Genomic DNA, 16559 nt, shown 5'->3' on the forward strand with positions numbered 1-16559 from the left:
GACAGATTGCTTCTGTCCTTTTTGGTTATAGTTTACATAACAATGTTATTGTGAATTAATCTAATCATTTTCTAGAGAAATAATTCAGACATTCATTTTTTGCGTTAATAGTTTACATAATAAAGTTATTGTAAATAACTATAATCATTTTCTAGAAATAAAATTCACACATCCATTTTTTGATGTTTATCGTTTTTTTGTGCTTTATGTTATCGCGTTTTCCAATAGCGCCCGGTTTTTTATGATCCATGAAGCAGATCTTGTACGCCATGCAAACCCCCAAAGGGGACCGACGCTTTCCTCTGTAACGTTACCTTCAATCGCCTCGTTAGCTGTTTCGTGAACGACTACCTCAATTATTTTTTCGAAAAGGCGGCTGCGTTCTTTTTTAGCAAGACCATATCCGTCCACTATCACCCTTACTTGTTTGGCTCTTTTTTGCGGAGAGGGCAGGTCTTGAGAAATGGCAATATCATCATCAACTAAATAAGGAAATAGCCAGCATGACCTTGCTAGTTCAATTAATGGATCTACTGGACCAGTATATTCCCAGTCAATTAAAGCACATGGCTTCCCATTTTTCGTTAAAACATTCCAAGGTGAAATATCACAATGGCTTATGATAACCGGTTTTCCAATATCATGGATAAACCAGTCCTGCCAGCATGTGTTTTCTAATAAGGGAAACGTTTTCATTATGTCGTGTAATGAGCGTATCATTTCCCCTAACTCAAATAATCCCTCATCACTCCATGGGGAGGGGTGGATCATATCACCGCTCATATACGTTAAGGATTCTCGTCCGTCAGAGGAAAAACCTGAACCAACAAGTTGTGGTGCTTGAGTGAAGCCATGAAGATGTAAATGATTTAACACATGATGAACATTTTTCGTCCACTTGCCCGCTGGTCTTAGCACAACGTCTGCCTTTTTACTGACTGTCTTGTTTTCAGAAAGAATTTTTTCAATTGATTCATTACATTGGTTAGTAGATTTCACTGATTTCCCACCTTTTTAAAGATCGGGGAAACATCTGTTAATAGGGAGATGACAAGTTGTCCCCGCTCACCATATTTACCCGAGTTGTTTTTTTAAAAGATGAATTCATCTAATCGCCCCCTGTATTCTTAGTTAAAGGTTCTGTAAACTTGCCTGTTGATTGCAGCGATAGGAGTTCGATTTCGCTGGAGGTCCGAGATCTTACATATCCGTTCCTATTAACATCGTGCAAAAATCAACACTGAGCATTAATATTGCCCGATTAAATTAAGAATACCATAAATATGGTAATTTAAGAGAGGCAAAAGGATGATTAAGCAAAAAAAAGACTGCCCTTGAACAAAATATATAGGATCTAGAATAGTAGAAACTCTATATATTGGTATCGTTGGAAAGTCAGCCATTTTGAGATAATGTTTTAGTCATTCTTTAAAAGTTAAGTATAAAACTTGTGCTTAGTTTCTGTGTCCAGCTTCTAGCTCCTATAGAGTCTTGCCCTTCATGAATTTGAAGGGCAAGTACACTTTTTTATTCATAAGCACCATAGGATGAGTAACGGGCCCTAAGCATTTCTTATTTCCACCATGTATCAAACATAGTGGAAGGTAGTTCACGTTTATGTTGAGAGGCTAAATATCGTTTCTCAATTTTTTCAGACACTTCTTGATTCACCTGTTTACCTTCTAAATAATCATCTATTTGATCATAAGAAATACCTAGCTCTGTTTCATCAGCCTGCTGTGGTTTGTGATCGAGCAGGTCAGCTGTTGGTGTTTTTAAATATAAGCGCTCTGGTGCATCCAGTTCCTTCAAAAGGCTTTTACCTTGTCGTTTCGTCAGTCCTGTAAGCGGTAATAGGTCTGCACCGCCATCGCCATATTTTGTAAAGAATCCAGTCACTGCTTCAGCAGCATGGTCTGTTCCAATCACTAATAAACCGTTTTGCCCGCCAATGGCATATTGTGTAATCATGCGAACCCTTGCTTTTACATTCCCTTTGTTAAAGTCAGTAAGTTGCTCACCAGCTGTTGTGTTAAATTCCGCTGCAAATGTATCGACAGTACTGGAAATATCAAAGGCAATGCTTTCATCAGGCTTGATAAATGAAAGGGCAAGCTGGGCGTCATCTTCATCTTTTTGGATTCCATATGGAAGTCTTACAGCAATAAATTTTGCATCATAGCCTTCATTTCGGAGCTCCTCAACAGCCAACTGTGCGAGACGGCCTGATAGGGAAGAGTCTTGCCCGCCGCTAATTCCCAATACAAAGCCCTTTGCACCCGTTTTCTTTAAGTATTCTTTTAAAAAGTGAATTCTTGCTTCTATTTCTTCCTTAGGATTGATCGTTGCTTTTACATGTAAATCGTTCATAATTTGTTTTTGTAGATTCATACGAATTCCCCCTATTGGTATAATGAATGCTCTCTAATATAGTTATAGCATGATTCAGGTAATAGATAACGCGGTTCGCCTCCAAGAGAAAACTCTTCTCGTATATAACTTGAGCTAATTTCCATGGCAAGCCCTTTATCAATTAAATGAAAGGTTTCTCCATCATCATGATTTCGTAAAATAGGGGACTCGCTAATTGCTTTAAGCATGTTGATACCATCTCGAGCCATAACAATAAATTTATTTTCCTTCACAAGGAGGTCTGAGTTTCCCCATTTTTCTTTCCCGATATCTATTAAAAGATCTGCACCCATAATAAAATAAATCGTATCATGTTTGTATTTGTTTTTAAAATAGTTCAATGTTTCATAAGTCGATATATTCCACGCTTGTAACTTCATTTCATAATCATCAGCAAGGAATGTATCGTTATTTTCTATCGCCATTTTTAGCATGTTCCACCGGTGAAAATCCTCTGTTTGCATTTGTTTGTCTTTTCGTTTGCTTGAACATGGTAAGAAAATTACCTTATCAAGCTTGCAGCGATGTCGGATTGTGCTTGCTGTCCAGAGATGTACATTTGTAATAGGATCAAACGAAGAGCCATAAATTCCGATTTTCCCCATAGTAAAACCTCCATAAATTTGCTAAAAAAGCATTCGTTTAATCTGCAGATCATTCATTTGTACGGTTAGAAATCATCTTTTTAACTTTTTGTCTAACCTCCTCAATATTTTTCATTTTGTTATCCCAGCACGCTTGGCTTAAGTCGACAGGATATTCTTCTGGGTGAAGGGCGCGTTTATATTCATCCCACAGCAATTGCAAATTTTCCTTCGTGTAGGCTTGCATTTGCATGATCGTTGGAGTCTCATATACAAGTCTGCCTTCTTGGAAAATTGGAGAATGAAGTTCTTTTGCATCAAAATTCGTGACAAATTTACTAATAAATGTATGAACAGGGTGGAACATTTTTATTTTTTCTTCTTTTTCCGGATCTTCATGGAAGAGAGTAATATAATCTCCTTCTGATTTATTGTTTAACCGATTAATGATCCGATAAACCTTTTTTAACCCTGGTGTGGACACTTTTTCAGGATTTCCGCTAATTTTAATCGTATCAAGCATCTTTCCGTTTTCATCTTCAATTGAAACAAGCTTATAAACCGCACCTAAAGCAGGCTGATCAAAGGCTGTGATTAATTTTGTGCCAATTCCCCAAATATCAATTTTTGCTCCTTGTGACTTAAGGTTTATGATCGTTTCTTCATCCAAATCATTTGAAGCGATAATCTTTGTATCATGAAAACCTGCCTGATCCAGCATTTTTCTTGCTTCCTTAGAGAGGTATGCTAGGTCACCGCTATCAAGACGAATTCCTTTAAATTCGATTTGATCGCCCAATTCCTTTGCAACCTTGATGGCGTTAGGGACACCTGACTTTAATGTATCGTACGTATCAACAAGGAACACACAGCTTTTATGACGTCGGGCATACTTATGGAAGGCAACATATTCATCCTTATAAGCTTGAATAAATGCATGTGCATGGGTTCCAGAAACAGGGATACCGAATAATTTACCTGCTCTAACATTTGAGGTTGCATCAAATCCACCTATATATGCTGCTCTCGTACCCCATATTGCCGCATCTAATTCATGTGCCCGTCTTGTGCCAAATTCCATAACGGTATCATCACCAGCTACAAGTTTTATTCTCGCTGCTTTTGTAGCGATTAACGTTTGGTAGTTCACAATATTTAAAATCGCTGTTTCAATTAGCTGTGCCTCGGCTAACGGAGCTTCGATTCTAATTATTGGCTCATTGCCAAAGACCATTTCACCTTCAATCACCGAATAGACATTTCCTGTAAAGCGAAGATTTTTTAAATAGGATAGAAAGTCTTCCTTGTAGCCTAATTCATGACGTAAATAGTCAATATCCGATTCACTAAAATGAAAATCTTTAAGGTATTGAATAATCCTTTCAAGTCCGGCAAAAACAGCGAAGCCATTTCCAAATGGGAGTTTACGGAAATAAACCTCAAATACCGCTTTTCTGTCATGGAAATTATCTTCCCAATAAGATTCTGTCATATTAATTTGATAAAGATCTGTATGAAGTGCCAAGCTATCATCATTATAGGTATTCATTATCGTTAAATCCTCCTGCATAAAAATCAAATTTCTTAAACGATCTTCTTTTATTAAATGATTGTAGCATTTAAACATGTTTTAAAGTGATTTAACGCCCAATGATGTCCTTGTTCATTAAAGCTTGCTACTGCTTTTTCATGAACAACGATTTTAAATCCTTTATTATAAGCGTCAACCGCTGTATGCAAAACACATATATCCGTACATACACCGACAAGATGAAGCTCTGTAATTCCTCGTTCACGAAGTTTTATCTCAAGATCTGTTCCGGCAAAAGCACTGTATCGAGTTTTATCCATCCAATATACATGGTTTTTCTGGATGTTTTCCCTAAAAACCTGTTCTAATTTGCCAAAAAGCTTGCGACCTTCTGAATCCTTGATATTGTGAGGTGGGAATAAAGATGTTTCTGGATGAAAAATATCTTCTTGCGTATGGACATCAATCGCAAAAACAACAAATTCCTGTTGATCCACAAATTCATTCGTTATCTTTACGATGTGTTCTTCAATTTCCTGACCAGGCTTTCCACATGTTAAGGCGCCATGGTAAGCGACAAAATCAACTGTGTAATCAATATTTATCAATGCTTTTTTCATCGTCTAATTCCTCCTTGTATCCGACAGATTGGTTAATATCTGGCGGTGTAAATCGGTTTTACGATATTTATTTCATTTGTAAAACGATAGAGTTGTGTAGGAGTCTTTGATGTTCGTTGTGTTTTTTGCCCGGGAATTTCTTCGATAAATGGAAGTGTTTTGATTTTCCTTGAAAAAGCTTGATCACTTGTAATAGCAGGATCATTTGTCACTGTTTTTAATACAGCCTGTAATTCTGAATACGTGAAATGTTCCTGTAAAAAATTCCTTGCTACTGTTGTTTGCAATAAGTCATGTTTGATCACTGATATTGCATCTTCAATGATTTTGCGATGATCAAAGGCTAAGTCAAGCGACAGCACTTCATCAACAGAAAATAGTTTTACATCTTCAGCATCATCATTTGCTTTGCGTTTAGCAAGTTCATGCTCAGGTACAATAGCATAATGTGCATTGGAGATAATCCAGCCGCGCGGATCTCTGCCTGGTTGATCATAGACGCCATAATGTTTAATATGAATGCTATTTACATTCGTTTCTTCTTCAAGTTCTCGTTTTGCTGCTTCTAATGCCGATTCGTTTGGTTGCACAAATCCGCCAGGTAATGCCCATTTTCCAGCTTCGATATTTGGGTGTCCCTCAGCATTTAATTTGGCTCTTTTAATTAGCATCAACATTAACGTCATTAGCGGTGGTTTAAATTCTTTCACTCTAGAAGAAAGAATCGTGAAAACAGCAATGTCAGAGGTGTACCCATCAGGTGTTCGAAATTGTTTATGATCATATTGTTCTAATGCTTCTTTATTAGACATGGTACGCTCCTATTATTTTCTTTTAATTAACAAAGTGTTAATTGTTAATTGTATTATATGTTAAATTTTGCACAAAGTCTACAGGTTTTATAAAAAATAGGCAGAAAGTTACAATGAGGTTCTTCTTAATGCTGTTATTAAAGGGAATTCCGGGGATAAAAGGGAGGAGGTTCACTTTATTTTTCGTTAAATGGAAGAAAGTATTAGTAATAAAAAAGGGCGTCTAGAAGGATGAGATCCTACTTAAGACAGCCCTAAGGATTTAAATTGCTAAAATGATTTTATTATTAGATGGATCATATGTTATTTGGTGGTTATCATTATGAGTGATTTCTGCACCTAATTTTACTAGATTTTCAATAGAAGCTTTTCGTTCATCCTCACTAGGAAATGTTACCGTAAAAGTTTTTAAGCCAACTTCGTTCTCAGCTGGTGCTGATGCTCCTGCACTTTGCCATGTGTTGAGACCAATATGGTGATGATAGCCCCCGGTTGAAATAAATAATGCTTGAAGGCCGTAACGATTTACAGCACGAAAACCCAGGGCTTGATAGAATTCTTCTGATTCTTTAATTGAAGAGACCTGAAGATGGATATGCCCCATAATCGTTTTAACTGGTAAGCCTGAAAATGGTTCATTACTTCTTTTGGATAATAAATTCTCGGCATCAAGTGGATGGGTAGCCATTTCAATGGTACCGTCGGTTTTCTTCCAACTATCTTCTGGACGATCAGCATAAATTTCTATTCCATTTCCGTCAGGGTCACCTAAATAAATGGCTTCACTTACTAGATGATCAGATGCTCCTTGAAGAGGATATCCTGTCTTTAGCAGATGATAAAGGACATTTGCCAATTCCGATCGATTAGGTAACAGGAGAGCAAGGTGATATAATCCAGTCTTTCTGCCCGTATTACGAACAGGATGATTTATTTCCTCAAGAACGATTAATGTTGTTTTTCCGTCAGCAGTAAGCTGTGCCACTTTATCTGATTTATTAAGAACCTTTAAACCAATTATTTCTTTATAAAATTGAATCGAATTCTCTAAATTGCTAATTTTCAAATGAACCTCACTTACATAAGTGTTCGGATGACGATGAAAGTTCATGTTTGGATGCCTCCCTAAAAATAATAAACTTACTTTTTGATAGTTAGTATATAATAGTAAATTATTTGCGTCAAGGAATTTATCATAAGCTAATAACAGGGTGATTTGAATAAAAATACAATACTTTTTATATATAACCATTATTTTCTAGCTTATACTAATGTTGATTGAAGAACAGGGACCAGCGAGTTCATACAGTGATTGTATGAGAGGGGAGACCACAGGCATGTTTAATAAAGCAAAAAATTAAGAAAATATTTTTAAAAAAGCAGGAGAAACTAGATTGCTATTTTGTAAACGCTTCACAATAAAATATTATAAAAATACAGAAAATTTACTAGAAAACACTTGTCAAATTTACAATCTTTAAATATAATGAATCCATGTTATAAAAATCGACATTGAATGAGAGGTTATCTAACATGGCTGAAGCGGTTATTTCAAAAGGAAAAAATGAAGCAGAAATTATTGCACAAATTAAAGAAGTTATTAATTCAAAAAGTGTAGAACTAATTCATTTACAATTTGTTGATATCGAAGGAATCTTAAAAAATGTGACTGTTACTGCAGAGCAAATAGATGATGTGCTACAAGGAAAAATAATGTTTGACGGATCTTCTGTTAAAGGTTTTTCTCCAATCAATAAATCAGATTTATATTTACAGCCTGATTATTCAACATTCGCTGTATTACCTTGGTCAGTTGAAGAAGGCTATTCAGAAGCACGTTTCCTTTGCTCAGTAACGAATCCGGACGGAACTCTATTTGAAGGTGATACTCGAAACGTGTTAAAAAAGACGGTTGAACGTGCTGCAGAGAAAGGATATTCTATTTCAGTAGGGCCAGAATTAGAATTCTTCCTATTTAAGACTGATGAAAATGGTAATCCAACAATGGAACTTGATGATAATGGCGGTTACTTCGAACCATCACCAAAGGATTTAGGTGAAAGAGTCCGTTTAGAAATCTACCGTGCATTAAAAGCAATGGGCTTCACGATTGAAGCATCTCACCATGAGGTTGCAGAAGGCCAGCATGAAATTAATTTTAAATATGCTGATGCTCTAGGTGCTGCAGATTTAGCAACTACTTACAAATGGGTTGTTAAAACAATCGCACAAAAATTTGGCCTACATGCTACATTTATGCCAAAACCAGTTTTTGGTATTAACGGTTCGGGAATGCACGTAAATATGTCATTCTTTAAAGACGGTGAAAATGCATTCTTTGATCCAGCAGATGAGCTGCAATTATCTAAAGAAGCTTATCAATTTATTGCAGGTTTAGTAGAAAATGTAAAAAGCTTTGCAGCGGTAACAAATCCACTAGTAAACTCTTATAAACGTTTAGTACCTGGATATGAGGCACCATGCTATATCGCTTGGTCAGCATCAAACCGTTCTGCATTAATTCGTATTCCAGCGAAAAAAGGCATGGCAACTCGTGTTGAGCTTCGTTGTCCAGATCCATCTTCAAATCCATACTTAACATTTGCTGTTATTGCGTCAGCAGGTTTAGAAGGGATTGAAAAAGGATTAGAAGCACCAGCTTCTATTAACGATGATATTTTCCATATGACAGAAGAGCGTCGTGCTGAATTAGGTATTGAAAACCTTCCAGGAAGCCTTGAAGCAGCGATTGCTGAGTTAGAAAATGGAGAAATCGGCCGCAAAACATTAGGCGATCACGTATTTGGTGAATATGTTGCAGCCAAAAAAGCTGAGTGGGACAGCTATCGTACTGCTGTACACACTTGGGAATTAACAAACTATCAATCAAAATTCTAATAGATGAAAAGGTAATAATATTTTAAATAGGGTCTGACACCTCTAACAAACATCTATATATAGGATCTCGAACTTATGTTCCTGTATATTGTGTTAGAGGGTCCGACCCTTTGTTTTTTAAATTTCAATGAAAATTGGCAGAATCATTGGTTTTCTTTTCGTTTGTTCAAATAAATACTGTCCAACTGTTTTTTTGATTTTTTGCTTCATAACATTCCATTGGTGTATACGATCATCTTGTAACTCGTTTATCGTTGTTTTTACAAGTCGATTTATTTCCTTTAAAAGATCCTCTGATTCCCGGGTATAGACAAAGCCTCGAGAAATTGTATCAGGACCGGTAATAATTTTTCGCTCATGTTTACTAATTGTGATTACAATGACAAGCATGCCATCTTCAGACAATTGTTTGCGGTCCCGTAAAATGATATCGCCAACATCGCCAACACCAACTCCATCTACATAAGTATTTCCTGCAGGTATTTTTCGAGTTTGACGTGCTTCCATATTTTCGATATCAACTACATCACCATTGTTAATGATAAACGTATTTTCTTTTTCGACACCAACAGACTCAGCTAACAGACGATGCTGGTGCAGCATTCTAAATTCGCCATGTATCGGAATGAAATATTTCGGTTTCATTAAGGTGAGCATAAGCTTTAAATCCTCTTGATAACCATGTCCAGAAACATGCATTTTTGTTGAGCTTCCAGATCCATAGATAACCTTCGCCCCAAGTGAAAAGAGATTATCGATGATTTTTGAGACATTCCGTTCATTTCCCGGTATAGGTGAAGCTGCTAAGATGACGGTATCTTCAGGTAGAATCTCGGCATCGCGATAACTTGAACTAGATAAACGTGAAAGAGCTGCCAGTGGTTCGCCCTGACTTCCAGTGCATAGAATCACCACTTTTTCCGGTTCCAATTTATTAATCTCATGGGGCTGGATCAACATATCATCTGGAACCGTTAAATACCCTCGTTCGATGGCAACTTCCACGACATTGACCATACTCCGTCCAAGTAATGCCAGTTTTCGATTTGTTTTTATGCAAGCCTCGACTACCTGTTGGACACGGTTGATATTTGATGCGAAGGTAGAGATAATAACTTTTCGTTTAGCCTTCATAAAGGCTTCTTCTATATGATCTCCGACAATTCGCTCCGATGGTGTTAGGCCCGACCGTTCTGCATTCGTACTCTCAGATAATAGAACCAAGACACCTTGCATACCGATTTCAGCCATTTTATGAATATCTGAATATTGATTGTTAACAGGTGTTAAATCAAATTTGAAGTCTCCGGTATGGACAACATTTCCTTCTGGTGTATGAAAAACAATCCCTAAACAGTCAGGAATACTATGATTTGTTTTGAAAAAGCTAACGCGGACCTTTTCAAACTCAAGAGTTGAATCTGAATCAATTTGAATCAGCTTAGTTTCTCTTAGCAGTTTATGTTCTTTTAATTTTAATTCAATTAAGCCTAGTGTGAAACGAGTGGCATAAACAGGTACATTTAATTTTTTTAAGAAGTAAGGTATTCCGCCAATATGATCTTCATGTCCATGGGTAACAATTAATGCTTTGATTTTTTCTTTGTTATCGAGTAAGTAGGTAATGTCAGGGATAATTAAGTCAATCCCTAATAGACTTTCATCCGGAAATTTAGAACCGCAATCAATGATGATGATATCGTTTAAATACTCGATAGCATACATGTTTTTTCCAATTTCATTTACCCCGCCCAAAGCAAAAATGGATAATATCTCCTTTTTTGTACTCAATATGAAATCCTCCCATATGTAATGAAATAGGATTAGTATTCCCTTTTTATTGATCATTATCACTAGTATCTTTAAAGTAAATATGCTTTGAATTTCACAGAAGTTGAGTTAGATGAATTCATCATATATAATAGGTAGTAGAATCGTACTTTTCTAAAGATAAGGCGGTGGTTAAATGAACAACACTAGCGCAACAAACTCAATAGAAAAATTTTCAGAGTGGCAAAAGGAACAAGGAAAAGCTGAAGGTACGGTAAAAACCTATGTAGGGATTTTAGAAAAGTTTCAAGCATGGTTACATGAAAAAGACAGTAGTCTTGAACAGATCTCTACAAATGATGTTCAATTGTATATGGATTATTTAGAAGAACAGGAAAAGAGTGCAGGAACAATTGAAAAATATCTTGCAGCAATTAGTGTTTTTTCTCGCTATTTAGGGAGATCTGAGATTATTTCCGGTGTTCACAAAAAGGAAAAAATAAAAGATACGGATATCCCAGAGTCTCTAGAAGAAATGGAAGAAAAGCGCTTATTATTAGAGGTTGAACTAGAAGGAAATCTTCGAAACATAGCAATCGTCTATACGCTTTTATACACAGGGATTCGAATTTCAGAGCTCTGTGCGCTAAATGTAGCGGATATTGAAATAAACAATAAAAAAGGAACCCTTTTTGTGAAAAATCATAATGGGGAACTTGAAAGGATCATTCCATTATCTAAAGAAGTAACAAATCACTTGAAAAGATATATTGATACACTTAATACCAAACAAGAAGCATTATTTGCTTCTAATTCTTATAATCGGATTTCAACCAGAGCCGTGCAGTATATGTTACAAAAGTACAATGTAAATCCTCATAAATTACGTCATACATTTTGCCAGAAACTAATCAATAAAGGTATTGATATTCAAACCGTGGCAAAATTGGCAGGACATAAAGATATTAATGTAACAAAACGATATGCCAGTGCTATAGAGCCTAATTTAAAGAATGCCATAGATCGAGCTTTTTCATAAAAGATACACACGGGTGCTTTGTCATAGTGTGCGACAAAAATTTAATTGGAAGAAAAATAATAGGGTGTCTCAAAAAAATGATCTTTTGAGACACCCTGTAATTGTTCATAGAAAAGTTAATGATCATCTAATTCCTCATCAAGCACATGAGTATCTATATTTTCTTTAAAAGCAAATGATAGAAGCAGCGATACCAAAATGCCGCCGCCGATTAAGTTACCAATCGAAGCGGGAATAATATTAAAGAAAATTAATTCTGACCAATTGTATGTAAATCCTTCCAGTACGGTAATGCTAAAATACCCCATATTTGCTACTGCATGTTGGAAATTCCCTGATTCAAAAATAATAACAGGCAGAAAAATTCCTAAAATCTTTCCTGCGACATCTCTTGCCGCTGTAGCTAGAACGGCGGCCATGCCAATTAACCAATTCGCTAAAATTCCTGAAAAGAGAACTTGAAACCATCCCCATGTTCCTCGCTCAGTAAACTGCATTTTTTTCTCCATAAAGCCGAGAAGACCTTCGTAAAAATCTTTATCCAAAGAACCTGATAGATTAAGTAAAAACCCCACAAAAAGAGCCCCTAGAAAATTACCGAGATAACAAACAAGCCAAAATTGCAACACCTTTTTACTGATCCAGTATTTGCTATATAGAATATAGCTTGGCAGTAGAACATTAATTTCCGTAAATAAGATTGAGCCTGATAAAAAGATCATTGCATATCCCATCGCAAAACCTATTCCAGAAAAAAGGTGAAAGTACCCATCTACTTTAATGTTTGCAGATAATAAAACAGAAGCGAGGGCACCAAACGATATAAACGCTCCTGCCATGATTGAAAGGATGAATTGGGCACGTTTCGTCATTTGCTGTGTTTCTTTTCCTTTTAATATAAAGGATTCAATAATTTGTTCTGGGAAGTAATATTGCCGATTAGGATATTGATGATCTTGCTCAAATTTTTCATTTTTATTTTTCATAATAGCCACCATCACTTTTTAAAAAACAGTTCCCCTTGAAAACATGCCTTAAACCTAGCAATTTAAAAGTGATAAAGTTTACAAGAAATTGAAGAGGGTAAACAATTGGTACATTCAAAATTCTTAATTGAAAACAATAGTAGAAGGTGCAGATAAAAAGGGGTTGAAGGAAATGGATGTATTTTTCACCTATTTACTGGTTTCGAGTACGACTCCGCTCTTTCTTTGGAAAGAAAGGAGAACATTAGCCATCCTCCATATACCGGTTATCGCTGCAATGTGGGGGATCTTTCTCACATATATCAACTTTGATTTAGGGCTTATAGGACATTTCCTATTTGGTGTAAGCTTTGTAGTGAATGTCGTCATCGCCCACTTAACAATTTACCATGTCTTTGCAAAACCATTCTTTACTAAAAAAATGAGAGATATTAGAAATTATTAAGGAAGATTAAGATCTTTTCATTTGTTTCATTTCATTAGTAAGCGAAGCAGGTTCACCTCCTGCCTCGCTTTTCTTCTGTCTAAAACAAATTAGAGAAGGGTTAGAATTTGCTAAATAAGGGAATAGCCTATTAATTGGAATGAACAAGTTTGATATCTAATCTAATCATGATGATGGAAGGACGAAACTTATGATTGAATTTATACTTAATACATTGAATACTCTTGGCGTTTGGGGGTTGTTTATAGGAGTTGCTCTTGAGGCAGCATCACTTCCTTTTCCAGGAATGCTTTTTGTATTGACTTACGGATATCTATTAAAACCTTCATGGGGGATTTTGGTCCTATTAACTATAGCAGGTAGCTTAGTATATACCATTTTTAGCTATATTCCATATTTCATAGGATTAAAATTGCAAGATACTCTTAAAAAAGAAAAATATGAGAAAAAAATAAAAAGAGCGAAGGGTTGGTTTGATAAATATGGGGAATGGACCATTTCATTTTCACGAATGATAGGAGTAGGTAATTATATTTCTTATTTTTCAGGAATGATAAAAGTTCATCCTTGGAAGTATGGGGTGCTTACTTATATCGGAATTCTGCCTTGGGTCTTATTCATGCTTATTCTTGGAAGAGCCGGGATTATTAAAACGGTTATGGAATTGTTTACTAGTATACAAAAATACCTGGTAATCGGACTGTTTTTAGGATTGATCTTATATCTAGTTTACCGAATTAAGAAAAATCCTGAAAAAAGCACAAATTAAGACATTGTTTTTATTTGGACATAAAAATATTTATAAAATAGGAAAAAAACTTTGTTTATTCGATAGACAAACTAAGTAAATGATGGTACTATATTTATAAGAATTAAATATTAACAATCTACCTGATGTAAGCGATAACAAGTAGGTTGTTAATTTCCATTCATTTTACATTTGTCCAGGAGGAATAAACATGGCCTATTTCGAATCGATTAATAAAATCCAATATGAAGGTGCTAGTTCAAAAAATCCATTATCATTTAAGTATTACAATCCGGAAGAAGTGATTAACGGAAAAACAATGGAAGAGATTCTTCGCTTTTCTGTTGCCTATTGGCATACTTTTACAGCAGATGGAACAGATCCATTTGGTGTTGGAACAGCAATCCGCCCATGGAATCATCTTCAAGGAATGGACTTAGCAAAAGCTCGTGTCGAAGCAGCATTTGAATTATTTGAAAAGCTAAATGTTCCTTTCTTCTGCTTCCATGATGTAGATATCGCACCTGAAGGAGCAACATTAAAAGAAACGTATCAAAACTTAGATACAATCGTAGCAATGATTAAGGAATATATGTGCACAAGCAAAACAAAGCTTTTATGGAACACAGCAAATATGTTCACACATCCAAGATATGTACACGGAGCAGCAACTTCAAACAATGCTGATGTATTTGCTTATTCAGCTGCAAAGGTTAAAAAAGGCTTGGAGATTGGTAAAGAGCTTGGTGCAGAGAATTATGTATTCTGGGGCGGCCGTGAGGGCTATGAAACTCTGTTAAATACAAATATGCAGTTGGAACAGGATAATCTTGCCCGCTTCTTCCATATGGCGGTTGATTATGCTAAAGAAATTGGTTTTGATGCACCATTCTTAATTGAACCAAAACCGAAGGAGCCTACAAAGCATCAATATGATTTTGATGTAGCGACTGGTCTTGCCTTCTTGCAAAAATATGATTTAACAGACTACTTTAAATTTAATATTGAGGCGAATCATGCTACGCTTGCAGGACATACATTCGAACACGAATTACGTGTTGCCCGCATAAACAATATGTTAGGTTCTGTTGATGCAAACCAAGGTGATACCTTGTTAGGCTGGGATACAGATGAATTCCCAACAGATTTATATACAACAACGCTTGCAATGTATGAAATCTTGAAAAATGGCGGCTTAGGCAAAGGCGGACTAAACTTTGATGCAAAGGTAAGAAGGGGATCATTTGAAGCTGAAGATCTTTTCCACGCACATATAGCAGGTATGGACAGCTTTGCCATTGGATTAAAAGTAGCGAATAAGCTGATTGAAGACAAAGTTTTAGATGAATTCGTTGAGCAACGTTATAGCAGCTATTCAGAAGGCATTGGTCTTGAGATCGTTGAAGGCAGAGCTGACTTCCGTAAATTAGAGGAGTATGCATTACAATTAGGTGAAATTAAAAACGAATCGGGCCGTCAAGAACGATTAAAGGCATTAGTAAATCAATATTTATTAGAAACATTATCAAATGTTACTGTTTAAATAAAATCCATTGAGGATGACTTAAGGAAGGGAAGACCTTCTTATAGTTATCCTCTTTTTTTATCGTTTTTCCAGGAAATTATAAAATTCTTAAACTGTGAATAAGCGCACGACATCCAGCTCCAGCGCCTTGCCCCTCTAGGGTTTAGCCCCTCATGAATTGAAGGCAAAGAACGCCTTCTATTCATGAGCGTCTTATTTGCCCTAGGCTGATCAAGGCGCTTGCGCTTTTCTTATGAATGATGAGCAGAAAATATAAATTGAATCACGATAGCCTATCCACTATAATAAATGGTAAATTACCATACTAGCATAAATACATAATTAGATAGCTGTGTGAATGAGGTGAGGCATTGGTATTCAATGATGGTAGAAGCGGTGGTTCAACAAGCAATTATATATATCAAACATTAAAAGAGCAAATTATCAATTTAACATTAGAACCCGGAACGAAAATGTCCGAGAAAGAAATTGCAGATCAACTTAAGGTAAGCAGAACTCCGGTTAGGGAATCCTTTTTGAAATTATCGCAAGAGGAACTTCTGGAGATTTATCCGCAGCGAGGAACATTTGTTTCACGTATTGATCTTGCCCATGTTGAGGAATCTCGATTTGTTAGAGAAAATATTGAGAAAGCAATCGTCCGATTAGCTTGTGAAAAATTATCTGAAGATGAATTATTTCAATTGGAAGTTAATCTTACGATGCAAGAAGCCTGTGAAAAAAAGGCTAATTATATGAAATTGTTTGAATTAGATGATGAATTTCATAAAATCTTATATTATGCATGTGATAAACAGAGGACATGGAACATGCTTCAGCAAATGAGCAGTCATTTTAAACGACTTCGATTATTGCGTCTTTCCTCAAATCCAGATTGGAATATCATTATTTCACAGCATAAACAAATTTTTGAACTGGTTAAAAATAATGAACAAGATCAAGTCGAAAAAACCATGTCAGAGCATCTGCGGTTAGTTGTGATTGAAAAAGAGCTTTTGAAACAACGTTACCCTTCTTATTTTAAATAGGGAAATTCTATGGTTAATCAGATCAGCTTATAATAGAGGCTTCAACATATTAGAAGCCTCTATTTGTCTTGGCAAAACCTTTTTACACTTGTTAATTTGCATCATGATTGCTTTAGATTTAGGAGGCTGGAAGCTCAGAC

At 35.9% G+C, this 16559-nt stretch carries 15 protein-coding genes; 6 read left to right on the top strand and 9 right to left on the bottom strand.

Going from position 1 to position 16559, the window contains the following annotated elements; translation table 11 throughout:
* Nucleotides 1-204: 204 nt before the first annotated feature.
* The 7 genes from ACSVDH_RS13690 to ACSVDH_RS13720 form a co-directional block, all read right to left on the bottom strand.
* On the bottom strand, nt 205-999 hold the full coding sequence (locus ACSVDH_RS13690; protein ID WP_439252138.1) for a phosphotransferase: 795 nt from the start codon (nt 997-999) through the stop codon (nt 205-207).
* Nucleotides 1000-1572: 573 nt separating this feature from the next.
* Nucleotides 1573-2391: an NAD(+) synthase gene (gene nadE, locus ACSVDH_RS13695; RefSeq protein WP_439252137.1), complete on the bottom strand. Its 819-nt coding sequence runs from the start codon at nt 2389-2391 to the stop codon at nt 1573-1575.
* A gap of 11 nt (nt 2392-2402) precedes the next feature.
* Nucleotides 2403-3017: a nicotinate (nicotinamide) nucleotide adenylyltransferase gene (gene nadD / locus ACSVDH_RS13700; RefSeq protein WP_439252136.1), complete on the bottom strand. Its 615-nt coding sequence runs from the start codon at nt 3015-3017 to the stop codon at nt 2403-2405.
* A 49-nt stretch (nt 3018-3066) separates the two neighbouring features.
* Complete coding sequence (locus ACSVDH_RS13705) at nt 3067-4545, bottom strand: nicotinate phosphoribosyltransferase (protein WP_299090756.1); 1479 nt, start codon at nt 4543-4545, stop codon at nt 3067-3069.
* A 53-nt stretch (nt 4546-4598) separates the two neighbouring features.
* Nucleotides 4599-5147, bottom strand: a complete 549-nt coding sequence (locus ACSVDH_RS13710) for a cysteine hydrolase family protein (protein WP_439252135.1) — start codon at nt 5145-5147, stop codon at nt 4599-4601.
* Nucleotides 5148-5179: 32 nt separating this feature from the next.
* Nucleotides 5180-5959 (bottom strand): NUDIX hydrolase, encoded by a 780-nt coding sequence (locus ACSVDH_RS13715; protein ID WP_439252134.1) that lies wholly within the window; start codon nt 5957-5959, stop codon nt 5180-5182.
* 262 nt (nt 5960-6221) lie between these two features.
* A complete protein-coding gene (locus ACSVDH_RS13720) occupies nt 6222-7070 on the bottom strand; it encodes a VOC family protein (RefSeq protein ID WP_439252133.1) in 849 nt (282 codons plus the stop codon).
* 422 nt (nt 7071-7492) lie between these two features.
* On the opposite strand from ACSVDH_RS13720, the gene glnA reads away from it, so the two are divergent.
* Nucleotides 7493-8857 (top strand): type I glutamate--ammonia ligase, encoded by a 1365-nt coding sequence (glnA, locus tag ACSVDH_RS13725; protein WP_439252132.1) that lies wholly within the window; start codon nt 7493-7495, stop codon nt 8855-8857.
* A gap of 117 nt (nt 8858-8974) precedes the next feature.
* On the opposite strand, the gene ACSVDH_RS13730 is transcribed toward glnA, so the two are convergent.
* On the bottom strand, nt 8975-10648 hold the full coding sequence (locus ACSVDH_RS13730; protein ID WP_439252131.1) for a ribonuclease J: 1674 nt from the start codon (nt 10646-10648) through the stop codon (nt 8975-8977).
* 175 nt (nt 10649-10823) lie between these two features.
* Here ACSVDH_RS13730 and ACSVDH_RS13735 point away from each other — a divergent pair, with 175 nt between their 5' ends.
* Entirely contained in the window at nt 10824-11666 is an 843-nt protein-coding gene (locus ACSVDH_RS13735) for a tyrosine-type recombinase/integrase (protein WP_439252130.1), read from the top strand.
* 116 nt (nt 11667-11782) lie between these two features.
* Here ACSVDH_RS13735 and ACSVDH_RS13740 read toward each other — a convergent pair whose 3' ends face one another.
* Nucleotides 11783-12652, bottom strand: a complete 870-nt coding sequence (locus ACSVDH_RS13740; RefSeq protein ID WP_439252129.1) for a formate/nitrite transporter family protein — start codon at nt 12650-12652, stop codon at nt 11783-11785.
* Between the two features lie 172 nt (nt 12653-12824).
* Between ACSVDH_RS13740 and ACSVDH_RS13745 the strand changes: the two genes are divergently transcribed.
* From ACSVDH_RS13745 to ACSVDH_RS13760, 4 genes are all read left to right on the top strand, one after another.
* Entirely contained in the window at nt 12825-13097 is a 273-nt protein-coding gene (locus ACSVDH_RS13745; protein ID WP_439252128.1) for a spore morphogenesis/germination protein YwcE, read from the top strand.
* A 190-nt stretch (nt 13098-13287) separates the two neighbouring features.
* Nucleotides 13288-13866 (top strand): DedA family protein, encoded by a 579-nt coding sequence (locus ACSVDH_RS13750; protein ID WP_439252127.1) that lies wholly within the window; start codon nt 13288-13290, stop codon nt 13864-13866.
* Nucleotides 13867-14056: 190 nt separating this feature from the next.
* Nucleotides 14057-15388: a xylose isomerase gene (gene xylA / locus ACSVDH_RS13755; protein ID WP_439252126.1), complete on the top strand. Its 1332-nt coding sequence runs from the start codon at nt 14057-14059 to the stop codon at nt 15386-15388.
* Nucleotides 15389-15741: 353 nt separating this feature from the next.
* On the top strand, nt 15742-16419 hold the full coding sequence (locus tag ACSVDH_RS13760; protein WP_439252125.1) for a GntR family transcriptional regulator: 678 nt from the start codon (nt 15742-15744) through the stop codon (nt 16417-16419).
* The last annotated feature ends 140 nt before the right edge of the window (nt 16420-16559 follow it).

Source organism: Metabacillus sp. Hm71 (assembly GCF_051842955.2).
In the GTDB taxonomy this organism is placed as follows: domain Bacteria; phylum Bacillota; class Bacilli; order Bacillales; family Bacillaceae; genus Metabacillus.